22 protein-coding genes, 1 tRNA gene and 1 pseudogene are annotated in these 23296 nt (G+C 72.3%); 11 read left to right on the forward strand and 13 right to left on the reverse strand.

Translation table 11 applies throughout. The features are described from left to right. Positions 1-19 precede the first annotated feature (19 nt). Complete coding sequence (locus J2S63_RS01920; RefSeq protein ID WP_310297903.1) at positions 20-1588, reverse strand: trimethylamine methyltransferase family protein; 1569 nt, start codon at positions 1586-1588, stop codon at positions 20-22. Between the two features lie 5 nt (positions 1589-1593). On the opposite strand from J2S63_RS01920, the gene J2S63_RS01925 reads away from it, so the two are divergent. The 7 genes from J2S63_RS01925 (at position 1594) to J2S63_RS01955 (ending at position 8706) form a co-directional block, all read left to right on the forward strand. Continuing rightward, entirely contained in the window at positions 1594-2394 is an 801-nt protein-coding gene (locus tag J2S63_RS01925; RefSeq protein ID WP_310297906.1) for an IclR family transcriptional regulator, read from the forward strand. Beyond that, on the forward strand, positions 2391-3056 hold the full coding sequence (locus J2S63_RS01930) for a cobalamin B12-binding domain-containing protein (protein ID WP_310297909.1): 666 nt from the start codon (positions 2391-2393) through the stop codon (positions 3054-3056). Before J2S63_RS01925 ends, J2S63_RS01930 begins: the two co-directional genes overlap by 4 nt. Then, a complete protein-coding gene (locus tag J2S63_RS01935) occupies positions 3053-3943 on the forward strand; it encodes a dihydropteroate synthase (RefSeq protein WP_310297912.1) in 891 nt (296 codons plus the stop codon). Before J2S63_RS01930 ends, J2S63_RS01935 begins: the two co-directional genes overlap by 4 nt. Continuing rightward, positions 3940-5820 (forward strand): ASKHA domain-containing protein, encoded by a 1881-nt coding sequence (locus J2S63_RS01940; RefSeq protein ID WP_310297916.1) that lies wholly within the window; start codon positions 3940-3942, stop codon positions 5818-5820. The genes J2S63_RS01935 and J2S63_RS01940 overlap by 4 nt, the downstream gene beginning before the upstream one ends. 79 nt (positions 5821-5899) lie before the next feature. Then, on the forward strand, positions 5900-6433 hold the full coding sequence (locus J2S63_RS01945; RefSeq protein ID WP_310297918.1) for a DUF1638 domain-containing protein: 534 nt from the start codon (positions 5900-5902) through the stop codon (positions 6431-6433). Positions 6434-6457: 24 nt separating this feature from the next. Beyond that, a complete protein-coding gene (locus J2S63_RS01950) occupies positions 6458-8149 on the forward strand; it encodes a formate--tetrahydrofolate ligase (RefSeq protein ID WP_310297921.1) in 1692 nt (563 codons plus the stop codon). 8 nt (positions 8150-8157) lie between these two features. Continuing rightward, positions 8158-8706, forward strand: a complete 549-nt coding sequence (locus tag J2S63_RS01955) for a cyclodeaminase/cyclohydrolase family protein (protein ID WP_310306555.1) — start codon at positions 8158-8160, stop codon at positions 8704-8706. Here the strand turns inward: J2S63_RS01955 and J2S63_RS01960 are convergent. Further along, on the reverse strand, positions 8690-9052 hold the full coding sequence (locus tag J2S63_RS01960; RefSeq protein WP_310297924.1) for a cupin domain-containing protein: 363 nt from the start codon (positions 9050-9052) through the stop codon (positions 8690-8692). The two genes, J2S63_RS01955 and J2S63_RS01960, sit on opposite strands and share 17 nt — an antisense overlap. Before the next feature lie 32 nt (positions 9053-9084). After that, complete coding sequence (locus tag J2S63_RS01965; RefSeq protein ID WP_310297928.1) at positions 9085-9951, reverse strand: methylenetetrahydrofolate reductase; 867 nt, start codon at positions 9949-9951, stop codon at positions 9085-9087. A gap of 116 nt (positions 9952-10067) precedes the next feature. On the opposite strand from J2S63_RS01965, the gene J2S63_RS01970 reads away from it, so the two are divergent. After that, complete coding sequence (locus tag J2S63_RS01970) at positions 10068-10841, forward strand: PIG-L deacetylase family protein (protein ID WP_310297931.1); 774 nt, start codon at positions 10068-10070, stop codon at positions 10839-10841. A gap of 3 nt (positions 10842-10844) precedes the next feature. Here J2S63_RS01970 and J2S63_RS01975 read toward each other — a convergent pair whose 3' ends face one another. Then, on the reverse strand, positions 10845-11321 hold the full coding sequence (locus tag J2S63_RS01975; protein WP_310297933.1) for a hypothetical protein: 477 nt from the start codon (positions 11319-11321) through the stop codon (positions 10845-10847). Positions 11322-11325: 4 nt separating this feature from the next. Next, positions 11326-11913, reverse strand: a complete 588-nt coding sequence (locus J2S63_RS01980; RefSeq protein ID WP_310297935.1) for a CDP-alcohol phosphatidyltransferase family protein — start codon at positions 11911-11913, stop codon at positions 11326-11328. A gap of 66 nt (positions 11914-11979) precedes the next feature. Between J2S63_RS01980 and J2S63_RS01985 the strand changes: the two genes are divergently transcribed. The 3 genes from J2S63_RS01985 to J2S63_RS01995 all read left to right on the forward strand — a co-directional run bounded on the left by J2S63_RS01985 (position 11980) and on the right by J2S63_RS01995 (position 15844). Continuing rightward, a complete protein-coding gene (locus J2S63_RS01985; RefSeq protein ID WP_310297937.1) occupies positions 11980-12675 on the forward strand; it encodes a DUF5995 family protein in 696 nt (231 codons plus the stop codon). A gap of 157 nt (positions 12676-12832) precedes the next feature. Then, positions 12833-14356, forward strand: a complete 1524-nt coding sequence (locus tag J2S63_RS01990) for an HNH endonuclease signature motif containing protein (protein ID WP_310297940.1) — start codon at positions 12833-12835, stop codon at positions 14354-14356. Positions 14357-14620: 264 nt separating this feature from the next. Further along, positions 14621-15844: an IS110 family RNA-guided transposase gene (locus J2S63_RS01995; RefSeq protein WP_310297942.1), complete on the forward strand. Its 1224-nt coding sequence runs from the start codon at positions 14621-14623 to the stop codon at positions 15842-15844. A 10-nt stretch (positions 15845-15854) separates the two neighbouring features. Here the strand turns inward: J2S63_RS01995 and J2S63_RS02000 are convergent, their stop codons facing one another. From J2S63_RS02000 to J2S63_RS02030, 8 genes and pseudogenes are all read right to left on the reverse strand, one after another. Next, positions 15855-16388, reverse strand: coding sequence for a DUF1990 domain-containing protein (locus J2S63_RS02000; RefSeq protein WP_310297944.1), 534 nt, complete (start codon positions 16386-16388; stop codon positions 15855-15857). Between the two features lie 38 nt (positions 16389-16426). Continuing rightward, positions 16427-17338, reverse strand: a complete 912-nt coding sequence (locus J2S63_RS02005) for a glutaminase (protein WP_310297946.1) — start codon at positions 17336-17338, stop codon at positions 16427-16429. Positions 17339-17414: 76 nt separating this feature from the next. Next, a tRNA-Asn gene (locus J2S63_RS02010) sits at positions 17415-17487 on the reverse strand. A 31-nt stretch (positions 17488-17518) separates the two neighbouring features. Next, complete coding sequence (locus tag J2S63_RS02015) at positions 17519-18040, reverse strand: hypothetical protein (RefSeq protein WP_310297948.1); 522 nt, start codon at positions 18038-18040, stop codon at positions 17519-17521. After that, a complete protein-coding gene (gene dnaG / locus J2S63_RS02020) occupies positions 18037-20595 on the reverse strand; it encodes a DNA primase (protein WP_374725127.1) in 2559 nt (852 codons plus the stop codon). The genes J2S63_RS02015 and dnaG overlap by 4 nt, the downstream gene beginning before the upstream one ends. Before the next feature lie 69 nt (positions 20596-20664). Further along, positions 20665-20862 (reverse strand): annotated as a pseudogene (locus tag J2S63_RS21255) (CHC2 zinc finger domain-containing protein); the annotation flags it as partial. A gap of 35 nt (positions 20863-20897) precedes the next feature. Further along, positions 20898-22151, reverse strand: coding sequence for a deoxyguanosinetriphosphate triphosphohydrolase (locus tag J2S63_RS02025; RefSeq protein ID WP_310297954.1), 1254 nt, complete (start codon positions 22149-22151; stop codon positions 20898-20900). A gap of 76 nt (positions 22152-22227) precedes the next feature. Further along, on the reverse strand, positions 22228-23172 hold the full coding sequence (locus J2S63_RS02030) for a VldE C-terminal domain-containing protein (RefSeq protein WP_310297957.1): 945 nt from the start codon (positions 23170-23172) through the stop codon (positions 22228-22230). Between the last annotated feature and the right edge of the window lie 124 nt (positions 23173-23296).

Here is a 23296-nt window from a genome sequence, read left to right on the forward strand (position 1 = left end):
CCCCGAGGGGAGGTGCTCCTCAGTCGCCCAGCTCGGCGCGCCGGCGTACGACGAACTCCTGCAGCTCCTCGAGGATCGCCTCGTCCAGCGGCGGGGCCTCGTAGTCCTGCAGCCGCTGCCGGTAGACCTCGGTCGCCCGCGCGGCCGTGTCCTTGCCTCCGTTGCGCGTCCAGCGCTCGAAGTTCTCCGAGGAGCTGAGGAACGGCCGGTAGAAGCAGGTCCGGAAGCGCTCCATCGTGTGCATCGCGCCGAGGAAGTGACCGCCGTGGCCGACCTCCTCGTGCGCGCCGAAGGCCAGCGAGGCCTCGTCGATCTCGAGCGGGGTGAACTCGTGCTGGAGCATCTGGACCAGCTCGACGTCCATCACGAACTTCTCGTAGCAGGAGACCAGCCCGCCCTCGAGCCACCCGGCCGAGTGCATCACCCAGTTGGCGCCGGCGAGGAACGTCGGGAGCATCGTCATCAGCGCCTCGTAGCCGGCCTGGGCGTCGGGCACCTGCGAGGAGGTGAGCGTGCCGCCGGAGCGGAACGGCAGCCCGAAGTGGCGGGCGACCTGGCCGGTGCAGAGCAGGCCGACGCCCGACTCCGGGGTGCCGAACATCGGGGAGCCGGACTGCATGTCGATGTTGGACAGGAACGAGCCGAAGATCGCCGGCGACCCGGGCCGGATCAGCTGCGAGAGGGCGATGCCGGACAGCGCCTCGGCGATCTGCTGGACCAGCGCGGCGGGCACCGTCACGGGCGACATGGCGCCCATGAGGAGGAACGGCGTGAGGACCACGGCCTGGTTGGCCGCGGAGTACTCGAAGAGCGCGTCGAGCATGCGGTCGTCCCACCGCAGCGGGGAGTTGCAGTTGACCAGGGAGATCGTCGCCGGCGTCTCCTCGATCGAGGCACGGCCGTGCTCGCGGCCCTTGCCCTCGCCGAAGAGGATCGAGGTCATCTCGATGACGTCGCGGGCGTTGGGCCCGGAGACGACGTTGCCCATGAAGAGCTTGTCGGTCAGCGTCGCCAGCGCGAGCGTCATGTCGAGGTGGCGGCTGTCCAGCGGGGCGTCGTTGGGCTCGCAGATCACCCCGCCCGCGGAGTCGAGCACGTCGTAGGACTGGGCCAGCCGCGTGAAGTTGCGGAAGTCGTCCATCGTGGCGTCGCGGCGTACGGCGCCCTCGCGCACGAACGGCGGGCCGTAGACGCCGCTGAACGCCATGGCGTCGCCGCCGATGTGGACCGACCGCTCGGGGTTGCGCGCCTGCACGTCGAACTCGCGCGGGGCCTTGGCCACCTGCTCGAGCAGGAAGTCCGGGTCGAGGAACACGGTGTTGTCCTCGACCCGCTGGCCGGCGGCGCGGAAGAGGTCGAGCGCCCGGTCGCTCATGAACTCGACGCCGATCTCGGTGACCAGCCGGCGCCACCCGCCGTCGAGGGTCGCCATGGCGTCCTCGCTGAGGATCTCGTAGCGCGGCATCCGGTTGCGGAACATGGGCTGGCTCCCTCCCCGACGCGCCGGTGCTCGTCGGCTGCTTGACGACGCGGGCGATTCGGCCTCACGATGTGGAACAGTTGTTCCACAACATGGGAGTCGGGTCAAGCATCGTGAACAGGTCCGGGAGCACCGCCCCCGTCGCGGCGGGAGCCGGCGGGACGCAGGCGGTCGACCGCGCCGCGGCCCTGCTCACGCTGATCGTCGAGTCCGACGGGCCCGTGACCTTCACCGAGCTGGCCGAGCGCACCGGCCTCGCCCGGTCCACCACCTCCCGGCTGCTCTCCGCGCTCGAGCGCACCGACCTGCTGGCCCGTCACGACGACGGCTATGCCCCCGGACGGCTGTTCGCCGAGCACGCCGCCCGGGTCGGTGCGGCGGACCCGCACGGCGACCTGCTGAGCGCCGCGTCGCCCTACCTCGACGAGCTCGCGGCCGAGAGCCGCGAGTCGGCCCACCTCGCGGTCGTGCGTCACGGCCGCCTGGTGCACATCGCCAACGTCGAGACCAGCCACCACCTCCTCGGTGCCCGCGACTGGGACGCCGTCGACGTCCCCGACCACTGCTCCGCCCTCGGCAAGGTGCTGCTCGCCTGGGACGTGCTGCCGCTCCCGTCCGCGCCGCTGGCCACCCCGACACCGCACTCCCTCGACGCCGTCGCCCTGGCCGAGGAGCTGCGCGTGGTCCGCCGGCGCGGCTGGGCCGAGACCCACGACGAGCTCGAGGTCGGGCTGTGCGGTGCCGCCGCGCCCGTCCGCGACGCGCGCGGCCACGTGGTCGCCGCGCTCGGGGTCTCCGGGCCGACCGCCCGCATCGGGAACCGCGCCGACCAGCTCGGTCGGCTGATCAAGAACCGGGCGGAGGCCCTGAGCCTCCGGCTGGCCGACACACACGCTGAGGAGGGTGTGGCATGACTCCAGAGGAGATCCTGCGCGGCCTGTACGACGAGACCCTGGTGGGCAACGCCCCACGGGTGCTCGAGCTGACGCACGAGGCGCTCGGTCAGGGCATGGAGCCGCAGTCGCTGCTCTTCGACGCCCTCATCCCGTCGCTGGAGGAGGTCGGCGCGCGGTTCGAGCGGGGCGACTTCTTCGTGCCGGAGATGCTCGTCGCGGGCCGCGCGATGGCGGGCTCGATGGAGGTGCTCAGGCCGCTGCTGGCCGACACCGGCGTCGAGACGGTCGGCAAGTTCCTGATGGGCACGGTCAAGGGCGACGTGCACGACATCGGCAAGAACCTGGTCAACATCATGCTCGAGGGCGCCGGGTTCGAGGTGATCGACCTCGGCGTGCAGGTGGCGCCGGAGAAGTTCGTCGCCGCGATCGAGGAGCACCAGCCCGACATCGTCGGCTTCTCGGCGTTCCTCACCACGACGATGCCGATGTTCAAGGCCAACCTCAACGCGCTGGAGAAGGCCGGCCTGCGCGACTCGGTGATCGTGATGGTGGGCGGGGCGCCGGTCACCCAGGAGTACGCCGACGCGGTGGGCGCCGACGGCTACGCCGCCGACGCCTCCGCCACCGTCAAGCGCGCCAAGGCGCTCCTGGGCGAGCGTCGGGCCAAGGTGCCTGCATGAGCGGCGGGGTCCACTACGAGACCCGGCTGCGGTCGGCGACCCAGGAGGTCGTCATCGGCCGCGGGCACCGGTTCTGCCTGATCGGCGAGCGGATCAACCCGACCGGTCGCCGGATCTTCCAGGACCAGCTGCGCGCGGGCGACCTGTCGGCGATCGAGCGCGACGTGCACGCCCAGGTGGTCGGGGGCGCCGACGTGCTCGACGTCAACATGGGGGTGCCGCTGACCGACGAGGCCGAGCTGCTCAGCCAGGCGGTGCAGCTGATCCAGAAGCTCACCGACAAGCCGCTGTGCATCGACTCCTCGGTGGTCGAGGCGCTCGAGGCGGGGCTCTCGGTCTACCAGGGCCGCGCGCTGGTCAACTCGGTCACCGCCGAGGACGAGCGCCTCGAGCAGATCCTCCCGATCGTCAAGAAGTACGACGCCGCGGTGATCGCGCTGCCCAACGACGTCGACGAGATCCCGATGGAGCCCGAGAAGCGGCTCGAGCTGGTGCAGAAGATCCTCGACGTGGCCACGGGCGAGTACGGCATCGCCGCCCACGACATCCTCATCGACCCGCTCGCGATGCCGATCGGCGCCGACACCGCCACCGGCGAGGCCACGCTGGAGACGATGCGCCGCGTCCGCGACGAGCACGGCCTCAACATGACCTGCGGGGCGTCCAACGTCTCGTTCGGGATGCCCGGCCGCCACGAGCTCAACGCCGCCTTCCTCACCGCGGCGATGACCTCCGGGCTGACCAGCGCGATCATGGACGTCCGCACCCCCTCGATCGTCAGCGCGGTCAAGGCCACCGACCTGCTGCTCGGCCACGACGAGTGGGGCATGGAGTGGATCGCCCGGAGCCGCGCGGCGACGGCAGCAGCGGCAGCCGGTCAGGCGTGAGCGAGGCTCCCGCACCTGCAGCCCGGGTCCGGCTGGACTTCCGGGTGCACGAGGCCGCCTCCGGCCCGGCTGCGGGCGAGGTGCGGGAGCGCGACGTGCGGGTCCCCCCGGGAGTCGCGGTCTTCGACGCCGCGTCGTGGAACGGCATCGCGATCGACTCCACCTGCGGGGGCCACGGCACCTGCCACAAGTGCAAGGTGCGGATCACCGACGCGGAGGACGTCGAGGTCACCCGCCACGACGCCAAGACGTTCTCGGCCGAGGAGCTCGCCGACGGGTGGCGGCTGGCCTGCCTGGTGAGGGCGCAGCGTGACCTGCGGGTCGACGTACCCCCGCTCGTGACGCGGCCCAAGGCCGCGACCGTCGGCGTGGGCCGGCAGGTGATCCTGCGGCCGGCGGTGCAGAAGCGCTACGTCGAGCTCGACGAGCCGACGCTGTCGGACCAGCGCACCGACCTCGAGCGCCTGCTCGGCGCGCTCGACGACCTCGACGTCACCGTCGACCTGCCCGTGCTGCGCCGGCTGCCCGGGGAGCTGAGACGCCACGACTTCAAGGTGACCGCGGTCGTCGACGACACCTCGCTGGTCGACGTCGAGGGCGGCGACACCACGGCGGTGTGCCACGGCATCGCCTTCGACCTCGGCACGACGACCGTGGTCGCCACGCTGCTCGACCTCACCACCGGCACCCCCAAGGCGGTCGCGTCGCGGCTCAACGCGCAGCAGCCGTTCGGCGCCGACGTGATCACGCGCATCAGCGCGACGATGATGGACCCCGACGCGCTGGACCGGTTGCGCGCCCTCGCCGCCGAGACGCTCGACGCGCTCGCGCAGGAGGTCTGCAAGGACGCCGGGGTCGACCCCGAGCACGTCTACGAGGTCGCGCTCGCGGGCAACGCCACGATGACCGCGCTGGCCCTGGGCATCGACCCGGAGCCGCTCGGGGTCGCGCCGTTCGTGATGTCGACCGCCCACCCGCCGGTGGTGCTCGCCTCCGACCTCGGCGTGGCCGTCCACCCCCGCGCCCGGGCGGTGCTGTTCCCGGCGCTCGGGGCCTACGTCGGCGGCGACATCGTCGCGGGCATGCTGGCGACGGGCATGGACCGCGACAAGCGCACGCGCCTGTTCATCGACGTCGGCACCAACTGCGAGATCGTGCTCAGCGACGGAGACCGCATCGTGGCGACGGCCGCGCCCGCCGGGCCGGCGTTCGAGGGCGGGGCGATCCGCTCCGGCATGCGCGCCTCCGACGGCGCGATCGAGGTCGTCCGGCTCGCCGTCGACCCCAAGGCCGTCGAGGCGGTCACCCTCGGGGTCATCGGCGACGTCGCCCCCCGCGGCCTCTGCGGGTCGGGGCTGGTCGACGCGGTCGCCGAGCTGGTGCGGGTCGGGCTGCTCGACGCCAGCGGCCGCTTCGTCACCGACGAGGTGGCGGCGCAGCGCGTCCCCCACCTGGCACCCCGACTGACCACGGTCGACCAGGAGCGGATCTTCCGCCTCGCCGACGACGTGGTCCTCTCCCAGCGCGACGTGCGCGAGCTGCAGTTCGCCAAGGCCGCGATCTCGACCGGGTGGACCCTGCTGCTCGAGGAGCTCGGGCTCGAGCCCGGCGACGTCCAGCAGGTGCTGCTCGCCGGATCGTTCGGCTCCTACATCTCCGCCGCCTCCGCCGTGCGCATCGGCCTGGTGCCGCCGCTACCCGCGCTGCGCATCGTCTCCGCCGGCAACGTCGCCGGGGAGGGCGCCAAGATGGCGCTGCTCTCCGTGCGCGAGCGTGCCGGCGCCGTCGCGCTGCTCGAGGAGGTGACCTATGTCGAGCTCTCCGACCGCAGCGACTTCAACGACCGCTTCGTCGACCTCCTCGCCTTCCCCGTCTGACCTGCCCGAGGTCGCGGTCATCGCGTGCGGGGCGATCGCGCAGCACTGCGCCGAGGCCGCGCAGCGCCACGGCTGGCCCGTGCGCGTCCACCCGCTCCCCCCGCTGCTGCACAACCGCCCCGAGCGCATCGCCGGCGAGGTGGCCGCCCTCGCGACGAGGCTGCTCGCCGAGGGACGTCGGGTCGCCGTGGGCTTCGCCGACTGCGGCACCTACGGCGCGCTCGACGAGGTCTGCGACGGTCTCGGGCTCGACCGGCTGCCCGGGCTGCACTGCTACGACCTCTACGCCGGGGCCGAGCGCGTGCGCGCGACGTTCGAGGAGCAGCCCGGCACCTACGTCCTCACCGACTTCCTGGTCCGGTCCTTCGACCGCACGGTCGTCACCGAGCTCGGGCTCGACCGGCACCCCGAGCTCCGCGAGGCCTACTTCGCCCACTACACGCGCGTCGTGTGGCTGGCCCAGCACCCGACCCCGGAGCTCGAGCAGCTCGCCGCGCGGGCGGCCGCGACCCTCGGCCTGCCGCTCACCACCGTCCCGACCGGCCTGGTGCTGCTCGAGGAGGCCCTCGCCGGCCTGCTCGACGCACCCGTCCCGGCCACCCACGTCGTCTAGCCACACCGCACACCTGGAGGAACCGTGCAGTCAGACCTCGCCATCGCCCGCTCCGCCGCCCTCAAGCCCCTCGACGAGGTGGCGGCCTCGATGGGGATCGGGCCGGACCTCCTCGAGCCCTACGGCGAGAACGTCGCCAAGATCAAGCTCAAGGCCGTCGATGAGCTCGCCGACCGGCCGCCGGCGAAGTACGTCGTCGTCACCGCCATCACCCCCACGCCGCTCGGCGAGGGCAAGACGACGACCACCGTCGGGCTCGGCCAGGCGTTCAAGCACATCGGCAAGCGGGCGACGATCGCCATCCGGCAGCCGTCGATGGGCCCGACGTTCGGCATCAAGGGCGGCGCGGCCGGCGGGGGCTGGTCGCAGGTGGTGCCGATGGAGCTGCTCAACCTGCACCTCACCGGCGACATGCACGCCGTGACCGCGGCCCACAACCTGCTCTCGGCGATGCTCGACAACTCGCTGCACCAGGGCAACCCGCACGACCTCGACCTCGACGCGATCACCTGGCGCCGGGTGCTCGACGTCAACGACCGGGCGCTGCGCAACATCGTGGTGGGTCTCGGCGGCAAGGAGGACGGGGTCACCCGGCAGACCGGCTTCGACATCACCGCGGCCTCTGAGGTGATGGCCGTCCTCGCTTTGTCCACCTCGTTGCAGGACCTGCGCCGCCGGCTCGGCCGCGTCGTCGTGGGCTACACCCGCGCCGGTGACCCGGTCACCGCCGAGGACCTGCAGGCGGCGGGCTCGATGGCGGTGATCATGCGCGAGGCGATCAAGCCCAACCTCCTGCAGACGCTGGAGAACACGCCGGTCCTCGTGCACGCCGGGCCGTTCGGCAACATCGCGCACGGCAACTCCAGCGTCGTGGCGGACCTGATCGGCATCCGCGGCGGGGACTACCTGGTGACCGAGGCGGGCTTCGGCGCCGACATCGGCGGGGAGAAGTTCTTCAACATCAAGTGCCGCACCTCCGGGCTGCGGCCCGACGCCGCCGTGGTCGTCGCGACCGTCCGCGCGCTCAAGGCCCACTCGGGCCGCCACCGCGTGGTCGCCGGGCGGCCCCTGCCCGAGGCGATGCTGCAGGAGAACCCCGACGAGGTGCTCGAGGGAGCGGCCAACCTGGTCAAGCAGATCGACAACGTCCGGCTGCACGGCGTCTCCCCCGTCGTCGCGATCAACGCGTTCCCGGAGGACTTCGCCTCCGAGCACGAGGCGATCCGCCAGGTCGCCGAGCAGGCCGGTGCCCGGGTCGCGGTCTGCACCCACTTCAGCGACGGCGGCCGCGGCGCGATCGAGCTCGCCGAGGCCGTGGCGGAGGCGAGCGCGGAGCCGACGGACTTCCGCTTCCTCTACCCCGCCGCGGCGAGCCTGCGCGAGAAGATCGAGACGATCGCGGAGCGGGTGTACGGCGCGGACGGCGTCGACTACAGCCCGGCCGCGAGCCGCCAGCTCGACACCTACGAGCGCAACGGGTTCGGCGACCTGCCGGTCTGCATCGCCAAGACCCACCTCTCGATCTCCAGCGACCCGTCGCTCAAGGGCGCACCGACCGGCTGGCGCCTGCCGGTGCGCGAGGTGCGGGCCAACATCGGCGCGGGTTTCGTCTACCCGATCTGCGGAGACATGCGGACCATGCCCGGCCTTGGCACGCGTGCGGCGGCGATGTCGATCGACCTCGACGACGACGGCGAGATCGTGGGGCTGTCCTGACCGCGCCACTGGGTCCCTCCACCACCGTCGGCGAGCTCCTCGCGGCGGTCAGCGCCCCGACCCCGGCCCCGGGGGCGGGGGCGGTCGTCGCGGTGACCGCGGCTCTGGCCGCGTCACTGGCGGCGATGTCGGCCGGTTCCTCGTCGCGTGAGCTCCCCGACGCCGACGCCCTGGTGGCGCGGGCCGAGGAGGCCCGTGACCGGTTGCTGCCGCTGGCGCAGCAGGACGGCGAGGTCTACGCCGACGTGCTCACCGCACGGCGCCGGCCCGCCTCGCCGGACCGGGACGCCCCGCTGCGCGCAGCGCTGGAGCGCGCCAGCGAGGTGCCCCTGGAGCTGGCCCGCGCGGCTGCCGAGGTGGCGCAGGTCGCCGACCGGGTCGTGGCCGAGGGCAACCCGCACCTGCGGGGGGACGCCGAGACCGCCGGTCTGCTCGCCCGCACGGCCCTCACGGCCGCGGTCGGGCTGGTCGAGGCCAACCTGTCGAGGACGGACCCCGACCACCCCAGCCTCGTCGAGGCCCGGAGTCTGGCCGCCCGGGTCAGCGCGACACGTTGACGGTCGGCACTCCCCCGCCCACACGCGCGATGACGGCGTACGACGGCTCGTCGGTGGGGTTGCTCTCCCGGTGGACGGTGAACGCCGGCACGTGGACGAAGTCGCCGGCCTCGGCGTCGATCCAGCCGTCGAGGCCGTCGTACTCCAGGCGCAGGATGCCGGAGACCACGTAGAGCGCGGTCTCGTTGAGGTCGTGGTGGTGCCAGCCGGAGATCGCACCGGGCTCGGTGCGGACCTTGCCCGACCACAGCAGCGGCAGCTCGAAGGCGAGCTCGCGGTGCATGCCGGGCGTGGGGTCGGCGGGCAGCAGGTCGGTGGCGCGGATGACGCGGACGGGTTCGGGCACGGGGCCAGTCAACTCCTCACCGCACGCGGGGGCTAGGCGACGGCCAGGCGTCCCAGCATCTCCTGGCGCCAGGCCTCGGTCTCGGCGACCTGGTTGAAGGTGAAGACGTGCAGGCCCGCGACCAGGAGGTCGGGCTCCGAGGCCGTCCCGGCGCACTGCTCCAGGAACCGCTCGCCGGTGAACCCGCCCGGTGCGGCGAGGCGCGCGAGCGTGCCCTTGTGCTTGGTGAGGAAGCGCGTGGACTCCCCCACGCCGATCCTGGTCGCCATCGTGAGCAGCTTGGCGCGGTCGATGGGTCCGGGCACCCCGAGCAGCACCGGCATCGTCACGCCGCGCCGGCGCAGCCGGCGCACCCAGCTGTCGATGACCTCGGGGTCGAAGGTCAGGTTGCTCACGATGTGCGTTGCGTGGCGCCGCTTGTCCCACATCGACTGCACCGTCAAGTCGTCGTGGATCGTGGGGTGCGACTCGGGATAGCCGGTGATCCCGACGTGGCCGAAGGGGTTGCCGATCGCGGTGAGGTCCTCGAGCAGGCTCAGGGCGTCGGGGTAGTCGCCCACCGGGTCGGCGTCCCCGCCCGGCACGAAGACGTGGGTGATCCCGCCGTCCACCAGGCGCCGGGCGATCTCCGCCAGCTCGGCGCGGTCGTGCACCATCCGCGCGGCCAGGTGGGGCACGGCGACGTACCCCTCGGCCGCGAGGCGGAGGGAGAGCTCGAAGGTCGCCTCCAGGCCCTTGGACGCCGACGCGGTCACGGTGACGGGCGTGTGGTGGGGGACGTGCGCGCAGACCTTGTCGTACGCCGTGCCGGTCGGCAGCACCTCGTAGCGGGCGTTCTCCAGCAGGCGCTTGACCGTCGCGGGCCGAGCGGCGCGACGGGGCCTCGTGTTGTTGCGCATCATGCAACCCGTTTCGTCTTGCGCGAACTTGCGTCCTCAGGCTAGTGCCCGCGCCACCCCCGCGCCAGACTGCGGAGCACCCCGTGTCGCCGCGCGCACCGTCCCGAAGGAGTCCCATGACCTCACAGCCCGAGTCCGACGACCGCCCCGCCTACAAGCCCCTCCCCGAGGACTGGCGCAAGGCGGTCGCCATCGTCGCCCACCCCGACGACATGGAGTTCGGCGCCGCCGCGGCCGTGGCGCGCTGGACCCGCCAGGGCAAGGAGGTCGTCTACGTCATGGTGACCAGCGGCGAGGCCGGCATCGACGGCATCGAGCCCGAGGAGTGCCGCACGCTCCGCGAGCGCGAGCAGGTCGAGTCAGCCCGCATCGTCGGGGTCGACACCGTCGAGTTCCTCGGGTTCCCGGACGGGGTGGTGGAGTACGGCATCCCGCTGCGCAAGGCGATCTCCGAGGTCGTGCGCCGCCACCAGCCGGAGATCGTCATCACCGGCAACTTCCGCGACACCTTCGGTCCGGGCGCGCTCAACCAGGCCGACCACATCGCCGTGGGCCGCGCGGTCATCGACGGGGTCCGCGACGCTGCCAACCGCTGGATCCACACCGACCAGCTCTCCCAGGGCCTGGAGAAGTGGGGCGGGGTCTCCGCGGTCTGGGCGGCCGGCTCACCCGGGGCCAGGCACGCGGTCGACACCACCGACACCTTCCAGCTCGGCGTCCTGTCCCTGCAGGCCCACCGTGCCTACATCGACGGGCTCGGCTGGGACGACTTCGACGAGGAGGAGATGCTCGAGGGCTTCTGCCGCCCGATCGGGAGCGCGATCGGCACGACGTACGGCACGTCCTTCGAGGTCTACTCGCTCACCTGGGGCGGCGACGAGGACGCCTGACCCTCAGCCCCACGGCAGGTGGCCGACGTAGTCGACGCCCCAGGCCAGGAAGCCGAACCGCACGAGCCGGCCGACCAGGCAGATCACGGTGAAGCCGAGGAACGAGTACGACGTCCGCGCCATCAGCACGGTCAGGAGGAGCAGCGGCGGCAGGCCGATCGAGGCCGAGGCGAGGAGCAGCAACGAGGCCAGCCAGGGTCCGCGCTCGACGGTCCGGTCCAGGCTCTCCTCGGCCTTGCGCAGCTGCTCCGCGAGGCGCCCACCCCCGCGGGGGAGCCGCAGCTCGTGGCGCACGACCGCGAACAGCGCGCACTTGCCGGCCGTGTGCCCGACGGCGAACAGCGCCGTCCCGGTCATCAGCGCCCAGGCGGTGTCCGCCCGGACGCTCCAGGCCGAGACGAGCAGCTCGGCGTTGGCGACCGGCCAGACCGCCGACAGCGCCCCCTGACCGAGCAGGCCCAACGCCTCCCAGAGGCTCACGAGCTCACGCCGGCGTCAGCACCTGGCCTGCCCGCAGCCGGGACCACGACCAGGCCTTGATCGCGACGAGGGCGAGGAGGAACGGCGTCGAGACCCACCACGGCCCGAAGATCGCGAGCAGGCAGACCAGGGCCGAGTTGACCGTCTTGGCCAGCGGGCTCCAGTTGAAGCGGTAGACGGTGCGGTCGACCTCGTAGAAGCGGTTGTTGGTGTCGACCTCGAAGTCGACGAACCGCAGCGAGAGCCAGAAGTCGAGCACCATGAAGTTGAACAGGTAGAGCAGCACCGGCACGACCGGCGGCTGCAGCACGACGGTCGCGCCCGCCACCGCCAGGCAGATGCAGAACCGGTCGCACAACGTGTCCAGCAGCGCCCCACCGCGGGTCTCCTGGTCGAGCAGCCGCGCCACCAGGCCGTCGAGGCTGTCCCCGACCCAGTAGATCGCGAACGCCGCGACCATCCACTCGGTCCGGTCGTCGTGGGGCACGACGTCGGAGAGCACGAGGAACGAGATCACGCAGCTGACGATCGTGCGGACGAACGTGATCTGGTTGGGGATCGTGAAGGTCGTGTACCTGAAGCCGGGACGCACAAGCACACCCTCTCCCATGACCTCGGCGTGCCCCGTACCGACCCACCGACGCGCCATACTCGGCGCGTGAGCCTGCCCACCACTGTCGACGAGGTCGTCGCGCGTCTCCGCGAGATCGACGAGGCCCTCCCCCACACCGACGGCGTGGCGGTCTTCAACCGGATGTACCTCACCGTCACCGAGCAGATCGCCGCCGTGATCGCCGACTCCACCCGTCGTACCGTCCGCTTCGAGGGCGCGGAGGCGATGAGCGACCTCGACGTCCGGTTCGCCAACCTGTGGCTCTCGGCGTACGACGCGGCGCACGCCGGGCGCGCCGTTCCGGCCGCGTGGCGGCCGCTGTTCGAGGCGCGCGGGGGCGGGCGGCTCCCGGTGCAGTACGCCGTCGCCGGCATGAACACCCACATCGAGCACGACCTGCCGATCGCCGTGGTCGGCACGTGCCAGGCCCGAGGGTTGTCGCCGTCGGACGTCCATGCGGACTACGAGGCCGTCAACGAGGTGCTCGCGTCGGTCGAGTCCGGGATCCGCCGGTCGTTCCTCGACCAGTGCCAGCGTGACGTCGACGACCGGGTCGGGCCCGTGGTCCACCTGGTCAGCACCTGGAACATCGACAAGGCGCGCGACCTGGCCTGGGTCACCGCCGAGACGATCTGGGAGCTGCGCCGCACCCGCTTCCTCGGCGAGCGCTTCCTCAGCGGGCTGGGCCACACCGTCGGCATGACGACCCGCGCGCTCCTCACCCCCGTGCTCGCCGACTGACCGACGACGGCCAGCCGGTGGTCGAGCAGCGAGCGAAGCGAGTGGCCAGTCGAGACCACGCCGCGCGCCATCGGGGTAGGGAATCTCGTTGCACAGCTGGTGGAAGTCGGCTGTGCACGGAACCAGATTTGTCGGTGGCGGCTGGTGGGATGGATTCATGACAGCGACCGCCGGGTTCACCGCACCCGCCCCTGAGGACCTGACCTCCCAGGGCCGTGGGTGGCGCCGTGAGGTGCTGCTGTCCGGGGTCCGTGCCGAGCAGCGCACGATCGAGGCCGCCGAGGCCCGCAAGCTGTCCCTGGTCACCGAGTGGGCCGACCTGCACCGCGCCGACACGGTCGTCCTCGACGGCGGCTCTCTCCTACCGGCGCCGGTCTCGGTGGACCCAGCGAACATGCCGATCCTCATGTCGGGGGTCGCGGTCGAGGAGTACTGCGTGACCGAGCTCGCCACGACCCTGCGCACCAGCCACGGCGCTGCCCGGTCGTTGACCCAGGACGCCCTGGAGCTGCGCGAACGCCTCCCCCGGCTCTGGACCCGCGTCCACGCCGGGAAGTGTCCAGCGTGGAAGGCCCGCAAGGTCGCCCAACACACCCTGGCGCTCTCCGACGAGGCGGCGGACTGGGTCGACCGCAACCTCGCCCCGTTCACCACCAGCCTGTCGGTGACCCGGATCAAGAACGCCATCAACGCCGCGGTCCTGCGCTTCGACCCCGACCGTGCCGCGGCCGAGGCCGAGGCCGCCTCCGACCGGCGGGGGGTGTGGTTCGACTACGAGCACGGGGCCGACGACCTCGTCCTGCAGGACAGCCGCCCCGACGGCACCATGCGGTTCGAGGGCCTCGCCTCGGTCCCCGACGGCCTGGCCTTCCGTGACGCGCTCAAGACCACGGCCACCGAGCTGGAGATCCTCGGCGACGACTCCCCCGAGCTGGTCCGCATGTCCAAGGCCATCGGGATCCTGGCCGACCCGCAGCACGCCATCGACCTGTCCCACTCCGCCGACGCCGTCATCAACGCCGAGACCGGGGAGACCGGGGACGGTGACCCGGTGCCGCGTCGCCGGCCCCGCCGGGTCCGCAGCCCGCTCGGGGTCGAGCGCCCCATCCACCTGCACCTGCACACCTCCACCGACGTCGCAAGGATCCAGGCGAGCGGCCTGCCCCACGCCGCGTCACCGATCAGCCGGGCCGCGGTCGAGCAGTGGCTCGCCGACCTCGCCCCCGGCACACGCGTGCAGGTCACCCCCGTGATCGACCTCAACCACCACCACGCCGTCGACGCCTACGAAGCCCCCGACCACCTCCGCGCCCTGGTCGACGAACGCGACCACGGCTGCGTGTTCCCCTACTGCACCAACCGAGGCCGCTACGACCTCGACCACACCGACCCGTTCCTCGACCCCGACGACGGCGGCCCACCCGGGCAGACGTCCAACCACAACCTCGCCAAGCTCTGCCGACACCACCACCGAGCCAAGACCCACGGACACTGGACCTACCGACGCATCACCGACCCCTGGGACCTCGACATCGGCTGGCCCGACCCACACCGCGACGAGCAGCACCCACCCGTGACCTCCACCGCCGACCGCGGCGGACCACCCGCCGCCTACCGCTGGGACTCACCCCTCGGCCACGCCTACCTCGTCACCGCCACCGGCACCTACCCCCTCGACTGACGCTCACTGGTGGACCTTGGTCCACGACAGGAGTAGGCCTTCTGTCTGCACCCCGGGTCTGCCGAGTCACTGCCAGGCTGACCGAGTCGCCCGTCTGGGACGACCTGCCTGAGAGTTGCGGGGCTCGGTGGCCCGGGACGTGCAGATCGGCCATAGGGCTTTGCGCCAAGGCTTGCCGGCCTGGAGCGCCTCAGTGAGCGACCGACCGTCACGTCCCGGACCGGAGTGCTGAATCCGTGGGCTAGACGGAAGGAGAGCACTCACATGGAGGCTACGCCCGCACGAATCACCTTTGCCGGGATCGACTGGTCCTGGCAGCACCACGCGGTCTGCGTGATCGACGCGCAGGGTCACCGGCTCGAGGAAGCCACGCTCCCGCACTCGCGTTCCGGCCTGGCCAAGATCACCGCGCTGCTGCGCCGCCACGAGATCACGCAGGTCGGAATCGAACGTGGCGACGGACCGGTCGTCGAGCACCTCCTGCGCGAGGGGTTCGAGGTCGTCGTGATCTCCGCACGCCAGGTCAAGTCCCTGCGGGTCCGCTATGGCTCGGCGGGCAACAAGGACGACCGCTTCGACGCCTTCGTCCTGGCCGACGCGCTGCGCACCGACGCCGGACGCTGGGCGATCGTGCGTCCCGATACCCCCGAGACGGTGGCGCTTCGGATGCTGGTCCGCGCCCGCCAAGACCTGGTCGGGCACCGGATCGCGGTCCACAACCAGCTGCTCGCCGTGCTGCAGCACAACTTCCCCGGCGCGATCGGCCGGTTCAGCGGCCTCGACATCGCCATCAGCCTGGCGTTCCTGCGCCGCTTCCCCTCCGAGGCCAAAGCCGCCTGGCTCTCGCAGAGCCGGCTGGCGCACTGGCTCAAGGCCAACGCCTACTGCGGACGCCAGACACCCGCCGAGCTCGTGGCACATCTCCATGAGGCCACGACCGGACGCGTCGATGGAGCAGCCGCTGAGGCGAGCGAGCTCATCGTCCTGACCCTGGTCGAGCTGCTCACCACCCTGCGCCGCCAGCAGACCGCGCTCGAGACCCGGATCAAAGAAGCACTGCTCGCCCACCCCGACGGACCGATCTTCCAGTCCCTGCCCCGCTCCGGCACCGTCCGCGCCGCCACCCTGCTCGCCGAGATCGGCGACTGCCGGGCTCGCTTCCCCGACGCGGGCGCTCTGGCCGCCGCCGCCGGCGTCGCACCCTCCACCCGGCAGTCCGGGACTTTCCGCAACGTGGGCTACCGACGCGGCTGCAACAAACACCTCCGCGACGCCCTCGTCGACTGGGCCCAGGACACCCCACGCGCCAACGCATGGGCCCGCGACACCTACGACCGCGCCCGCCAACGCGGCGCACGCCACCCCCACGCAGCACGGATCCTGGCCCAGGGCTGGACTCGGATCCTCTGGCGCTGCTGGACCGACCACCAGCTCTACAACCCCGACCTACACGGCCGCCTCAACGACCTCCAACACCAGGCCGCTTGACATAGGGCTCTCAGACGGCTCGCAGGTACCGCTCGGTCACCCGACGCTGCACGGCACGAGTCAGGGGACCGCCCAGCCGCGCCCCCACGGTGGCCGGCCGTGAGAACGCGGTGATGGTCAGCCGCACGGTGCCGTCCGCGGCGAGCTCGGCGACGAAGGACTCCTCGCCGCACTCGGGGTGGCCGCGCAGGGTCCCGTAGGCGAAGCCCTGTCGCGCCGGCTCGTCGACGACATGGACGACGCGCACCGGCGCGTCCACGCCCAGCGGTCCGACGCCCAGCCGGACGACCGCCACGGTTCCCTCGGTGACGCGTGCGTCCGAGGCGTGCACGGTCAGGCCGGCACCTCGGTGCATCCTCCATCCGAGCACGGCCTCGGCGACCTCGGTGAAACACTCCTCGCCCACCCCCACCGGGCGACTGCGCGCCAGGTGGTGGAACCCGTCCGGCGGGGAGTCTCCCCGGGTGGCCCCGACCTCGGTGTAGGTGAACGGTGCCTCCCTCAGGGCACGAGCCTCGTCGTACGGGAGGAGCGTCACCGTCATGGGCCGATGCTCGCACCCGGGACCAAGGACGCGAGGCGTCAGAACACCGTCCAGTCGGAGTACGTCGTGAAGGCGTCGAGCGCGGCGAGGCCGGCGGCGGAGCTGCCCGTGGCACCCAGGGTGGGGCTCCAGACGCAGGCCACCCCGCGGTCCGGGATGACCGCGAGGATGCCGCCCCCGACCCCGCTCTTGGCGGGCAGGCCGACGCGGTAGGCGAACTCGCCGGCCGAGTCGTAGGTGCCGCAGGTGAGCATCACGGCGTTGATCCGCTTGGTCTGGCGGGCGCTGAGCAGCTGGGTGCCGTCGGAGAGGACCCCGTCGCGGGCGAGGAAGAGCCCGGTGAGGGCGAGCTCGCGGCACGTCATCGACAGGGCGCACTGCTCGACGTACTGCCCGATCACCTCGTCGACAGGGTTCTCGAGGTTGTCGTAGCTGGCGAGCAGGTGGGCGAGGGCGAGCGTGCGGTGCCCGGCCTCGAGCTCGGAGGAGGCCACCTCGGGGTCGCACGAGACGTCTGCCCGCCCGCTCTCGCGGCGCACCAGGTCGCGCAGCGCACCGCTCGCGTCGCCGGTCAGCGACTGCAGCCGGTCGGTGACGACCAGGGCCCCGGCGTTGATGAACGGGTTGCGGGGCCGTCCGCCCTCCTGGTCGAGCTGGAGGAAGGAGTTGAACGGGTTGCCGGACGGCTCGCGCCCGACGCGACGCCAGATGTCCTCGCCCTCGGCGGCGACGACCAGCGCGAGGGTGAAGACCTTGGTGATGCTCTGCACCGAGAACGGCACGTCGGCGTCGCCGATCACGTGCACCTGGCCGTCGCACGACGCGATCGCCATGCCGAACTGGTCGGGGTCGACGGCGGCCAGGCTGGGGATGTACTCCGCCAGGCGTCCGCGGCCGACCTCGGGCGCGGCGGCCTCCTGCGCGCGCGCCAGCGCGTCCTCGATCCTCAACCGGCACTCCTTCCCGCGACGGGGCGGAAACAGAAGGGCCCCGGCCTGCGAGGTCGCAGGTCAGGGCCTTTCGTTGCTCCCCCGGTTGGACTCGAACCAACAACCCTCCGGTTAACAGCCGAATGCTCTGCCAGTTGAGCTACAGGGGATGGTGCGGGTGGACCCGCGGCCAAAACCGTATCAGAGCCCGACCGATGCCCGGGCCTCGGCCAGGGCCTTCGTCGTGGCGTCCCGCACCACCGGGTCGTCGGGGTCGAGGCCGGCGTCGAGCTCGAAGGCCCAGACCACCTCACCGCCCGTCGGTGGCCGCCGGCCGATCACGCTGAAGCCCACCTTGTGACGCACGAGCGTGCGCTGCTGTACCACCACGGTGGCGGTGACGCGCTCCCTGACCAGGGTCACCAGGTCGGCCGGCTCGGGGAGGTGCCGCACGCGCCGCACGACGGGAGCGCCGTAGTCCTGGACCGGCTCGACCGCGAGGTCCTGGGTCTCCTTGTCCCAGTCGGCGCGGTGCACGACCTCCCAGCCCCACGACTCCGCTGACCCGTCGGCGGCGACCAGGTGGAGCCGGTCGCGGGTGCCGACCACCCAGCCGCCCGCGTCGTCGGCGGCGACGGCGAGCGGGCGCTCGCCGCCGAGGGCCGCGCGCACCGCGTCGGGCAGGCGTACGGCGTCGCGCCGCGGCCAGGCGGGGAACCTCACGCGCTGCCGCCGATGGCCCGCTCGCGCAAGGTGCGGCGGTGGCTCTCGAGGGCGACGAGCTCGCCGAACATCCGGTTGTAGTCGGTCGCCTGCTCCACCGGGTTGGTGCGCTGGAGCTTGGACTTGAGGTCGTTGATGCGCCGCATCGCGGTGACCTCCTGGAGCCGGAAGACGTAGCCCGCCGCGACGGCCTCGTTGGGGTCGGCGGCCGGGAGCGGCTCGACCACGAGGGCGTTGAGCACCTGGCGCAGCACCGGGTCGCCGGACTCCCCGAGGGCGGTGCGGACCTTGTCCACCCAGACCTCCTCCGAGGGGGCGGACGCCGGGCCGCCCAGGCCACTGATGACCTGCCACAGCGCGCGGTAGGCGGGATGGGTGAAGTCGTTGTCGCCCACGTCGCCGCACAGCGGGCCGACCAGCACCGGCTGCTGGAGGACGAGCTTGAGCGTGTCGCGCTCCAGCGAGATGCGCGGGTCGCGCGGGTCGGGCAGCGGCAGCCCCGCGGGAGCAGACGCGACGACAGGAGCAGACCCGGCAGCAGGCGCGCGGTCCGGGCGGCTTGCCGCCCGCCGTACCTCGGCCCGGGCCTCGTCGACCTCGACCCCGACCATGCCGGCCAGCTCGCGCGCGAAGGCGTCGACCTTGGACCGGTCGCGCACCGACGTGACGAGCCGGGCCGCGGCCCGCATCGCGTCGACCCGGCCGTCGGCCCGGTCGAGGTCGTAGCGCGAGACGACGTTGCTCAGCACGAAGCGGTAGAGCGGCACCCGCCGGGCGACCAGCTCGCGCACGGCCGCGTCGCCGGAGCGGATGCGCAGGTCGCAGGGGTCGAGTCCGTCGGGCTCGACGGCGACGTAGGTCTGGGAGACGAACTTCTGGTCACCGTCGAAGACCTTGAGCGCGGCCTTCTGGCCGGCCTCGTCGCCGTCGAAGGTGAAGATGATCTCGCCGCGGAACTCCTCGTGGTCGTGCAGCAGCCGCCGCAGGACCTTGCCGTGCTCCTCACCGAACGCCGTGCCGCAGGAGGCGACCGCCGTCGTCACCCCCGCCAGGTGGCACGCCATCACGTCGGTGTAGCCCTCGACCACGACCGCCTGACTGGTGCGCGCGATCTCGCGCCGCGCCAGGTCGATGCCGTAGAGGACGGTGCTCTTCTTGTAGATCGGCGACTCGGGGGTGTTGAGGTACTTCGCGTCGATGCGGTCGTCGTCGAAGATGCGCCGGGCGCCGAAGCCGATCGTGTCGCCCGTCGTGTCCCGGATCGGCCAGAGCAGCCGGCCCCGGAAGCGGTCGTAGTGGCCCGACCGGCCCTGGGCGCAGAGGCCGCCGGTGACCAGCTCGGCGTCGGAGAAGCCCTTCTGCCGCAGGTGCTTGTAGAGCGCGTCGCCGTCGCGCGGGGCGAACCCCAGCCCGAAGTGCTCGGCCGACTCCTTGTCGAAGCCCCGCTCGCTGAGGAACGTGCGGGACTGCATCGCCTCGGGCGAGCCCAGCGCCTCGGCGTACCACTCCTGCGCGCGCCGGTGGGCCTCGATCAGCCGCTGCCGCGGCATCCGGTCACGGGGCGCGCGGGTGTCGCCCTCCTCGGTGTAGCGCAGCTGGATGCCGGCGCGGTCGGCGAGGTACTCCACCGCCTGGTTGAAGGGCAGTCCGTCGTGCTTCATCACGAAGTCGATGACGTCGCCGCCCTCGCCGCAGCCGAAGCAGTTCCCGGTGAGGATGTTGTCCTCGAGGACGAAGGCGTGTCCCTGCTCGACCTCGGCGCAGAACACCTCCTCCACCCGGTCGGTCTCTTCGACCGTCTGCACGACCCAGCCGCGGCGCGCGTATTTCTTGTGGGCACTGACGAACCTGGCACGGTGTTCCGCGATGAGGAAGAAGTCCTCTGGCAGGTCGTCGTTGACCAGGTGGACCCGGTGGAGCTCGCTCGCGTCCCGGCCGGGGAATCCCTCGCGCACCTGAGTGGTGATGCCGTTGCTTCCGATGCCGAGTCGCGTGCACAGGGCGCGCACGAACTCGAGGTTCGTCCGAGACGCCGAGCTCAGCATGACGGTGCCGTCCGCAGCGACGCACCCGTCAGCCGCGAAGTAGCCGGCCAGCCATCCGAGCAGGTAGGGCGCTGACTCCTCGAGGGACGGGAGGTCCTTGAAGAAGCCCGGGAGGTCGAGCACCAGGAGGTTCTCGCCACTGGCGGTGGTGGCGCTGTTGGGGAACCACTTGAGCATCGCCTCGTCCTTCGGCGGACAGAGCAGTGCCCTCGAGCCCCGCTTCTCCCGGGTCCCGTCTCCGAAGGTGAAACCGTGCGCGACCCCGAACGGCGACAACCTGGTCATCGCGATGCGCGAGCGCGGGTAGACGTAGGCGAGCCGGTCGCCGGGTTTCAGGGCCTTGGTGAGGACCTCGCGACGCGACGACCGGTCCCTGCCCGACCGCACGAACCATCGGTGCTCGTCGGTGGCGAACAGCTCCTTGACCTGCCGGTTGCGCGTCACCGTGAGCTTCCACAGCCGCTGCACGCCGAAAGATCGGAAGGGCGCGTCGTGCCACTGGGCATCCATGCCGAGGATGCGATGCACGCCGCCGGCGAGCTCGCTGATGGGTCGCACACCGTCCCAGGTGATGACCCGCGTGTCCCCGGCCAGGCAGTGGTAGCCCTTGCCGGGCCGGACGTTGAACGACGGGGACTTCTCGTCGTGGAAGGGGCACAGGCCCTTGAGCGAGCCGCCGCCGGCGGGCTTGAGCGTGACGTAGTTGCCCACGACCTCGGCGAGGTCGGCTCGCTCGCGCACGAGCGCGATGTCCTCCTCGCGGATCAGGCCTGCCACGGGCGCAGTCTACGGGCGCCCGGGGACAGGTCCGGTCAGCACAGGCGCCGGTGCCACGACACGGCCGAGGCGTCGGTGAGGGAGGCGACCTGGTCGATCACCACGCGCAGCCGGGCGTCGTCGTCGGCGGCGTCGGCGAGGTCCGCCCGGAACATCGGCTCCATCACCGAGGGGCCGGCTCGATCGACCGCCGAGACCAGCTCGGCGAGCAGCTCCCGCTGCGCGGACAGGACGCCACGACGCCCGGCCGCCTCCATCACCAGGTGGGCGGCGATGCTCTTGAGCACCCCGATCTCGAGCAGCGTCTCGTCGGGCACGACCAGGTCGGCGTCGTAGCGCAGCAGCGGCCCGGGGCCGTACGACGCCAGCGTCGCGTCGGTGGTCGCGGCGCAGAAGCGCCCGATCAGCACGGAGGTGAGGTTCTTCAGGGCACCCAGCGCGCGCCGGCTGCCGTCGTACGACGAGTCGGGCCACCCGGGCACGGCGGTGAGCCGCGACCAGGCCGCCTCGAACGCGTCGTCGGGCCGGCCGGGGTGGTACCACTCCCGCGCGGTGTCCCAGACCGTCCGCCGCAGGCCCGGGTCGGCCAGGTCGACCAGCTCGACACTGCCCGCGACGATGCCGTCCTCGACGTCGTGGACGGAGTAGGCGATGTCGTCGGAGAGGTCCATCACCTGGGCCTCGAGGCACCGGGCCCCCTCGGGCGCGCCCTCGCGCAGCCAGGTGAAGACCGGCAGGTCGTCGGCGTAGACACCGAACTTCGGCTCGCCCGCACGGCGGGGCCAGGGGTACTTCGTGGCCGCGTCGAGCGTGGCCCGGGTGAGGTTGAGCCCGATGCTGCGCCCGTCGGGGTCGAGGAACTTGGCCTCGAGCCGGGTCAGGATGCGCAGCGTCTGGGCGTTGCCCTCGAAGCCGCCGATCCCGTCGGCCAGGTCGGCCAGCGCCTTCTCGCCGTTGTGGCCGAACGGCGGGTGGCCCAGGTCGTGCGCCAGCGCCGCGGTCTCGGCGACGTCGGTGTCGCAGCCGAGCTGCGAGGCCAGGTCGCGCGCCACCTGGGCCACCTCGAGGGTGTGGGTCAGGCGGTTGCGGACGAAGTCGTCGGTCTGCGGGCCGAGCACCTGGGTCTTGGCCGCCAGCCGGCGCAGGGCAGCGCTGTGGACCACGCGGCCCCGGTCGCGGGCGAACGCCGTGCGCAGCGAGACCTTGGCCGGCTCCTCGCCCCACCGGGCGCGCGCGGCGGCGGCGTACGCCCCCTCGCGCCTGTCCGGCTCCACGCTGCTCGACCCCACGCGCGTCAACCTAGCCGGGACCACCGACGCGCGTGGCCGCGCGAGCCGCTCGGCAGCCGTCGTCGACGGGCTCGGGTCAGTAGACCGAGATGTGCACGTGGTCGAAGTGGTTGGCCGTGGCGGAGCCGCGGTCGGACATGGAGCGCCAGCCCTCGGCGGAGCGCTCGGGCGTCCAGATCCGCTGCGACCAGATGATCGTGCGGATGTGGAGGGCACCGGCGTTGGCGCGGGCCCACTCGGCGACCGCGCTGCCCAGGCCGGAGTCGGAGACCATGAAGTCGACCGCGCGGCCGTCGGCGTGCTCGCCGTGGGCGTCGTAGCCGCCGTACGTCGTGAGCGCGGGGAAGGCGTCGCACACCGCGCGGAACATCACGACCGCGTTGGAGGTGATGCCGCTCTCGGTGCCGGACCCGTCCGGGCACGGGGCGCCGGAGATGCCGCCGGCCGGAGCCGCACCCGAGGCAGTGGCAGGGGCCGGGGCGGGCTTCTTGTCGGCGAGGTAGTCGGCGTTGACCCAGCGGGCCCGCCCGCCGACGAGCGCCTCGGCCCAGTGACCAACGGTCTGGCCGGTGACGGCGACCCTGCCGCCCTCCTTGAGGAGGCCCAGGCGCTTGCCCTTCTCGCCGGGCTGCGCCCACACGTTGAGGGGGGCGGTGGCCCACTGCTGGTCGACGGCCCGGGGCTTCATGGTCACGGGCACGAGCTCGCGGGCGGTCATGCTCCGCGAGGCGCGCTGCTCGCGCTGGGCCAGGGCGACGGGGTCGACCTGGCCGGCCCCCTGGTGGACTCCGGAGGCGGCGCTCAGGGCTGCGGCGGCGCGGTCGACGTGGGGGGACGCCGCGGAGGTGAGGAAGAAGGGGCCGGCGACGACCGGGAGGGTCGTGGCGGTCAGGAGGGCCGCACGCGCACCGAGGGTGCGGAGGGTGGTCCGGAGGCCGGGCTCCGCCGGGACCAGAGCGGTCGGCGAAGGAGCGGCGTCAGCCTCGGGGCGCGGGGCGTGGGTCTCGCGCTGGGGGGGCATGGCGTATCACCGTCAGAGTTCGGGGGCGGGGCGGAGTTCGTTCAGCAGCCGTTCACCCTGCCACAGGTGCCTGCCCCCTCAAACCCCGGCCGGCGGATTGTGCGCGGCTTCACAAGCGCCGGCC

Origin of the sequence: Nocardioides marmoribigeumensis (genome assembly GCF_031458325.1) — a bacterium.
Taxonomy (GTDB): domain Bacteria; phylum Actinomycetota; class Actinomycetes; order Propionibacteriales; family Nocardioidaceae; genus Marmoricola_A; species Marmoricola_A marmoribigeumensis.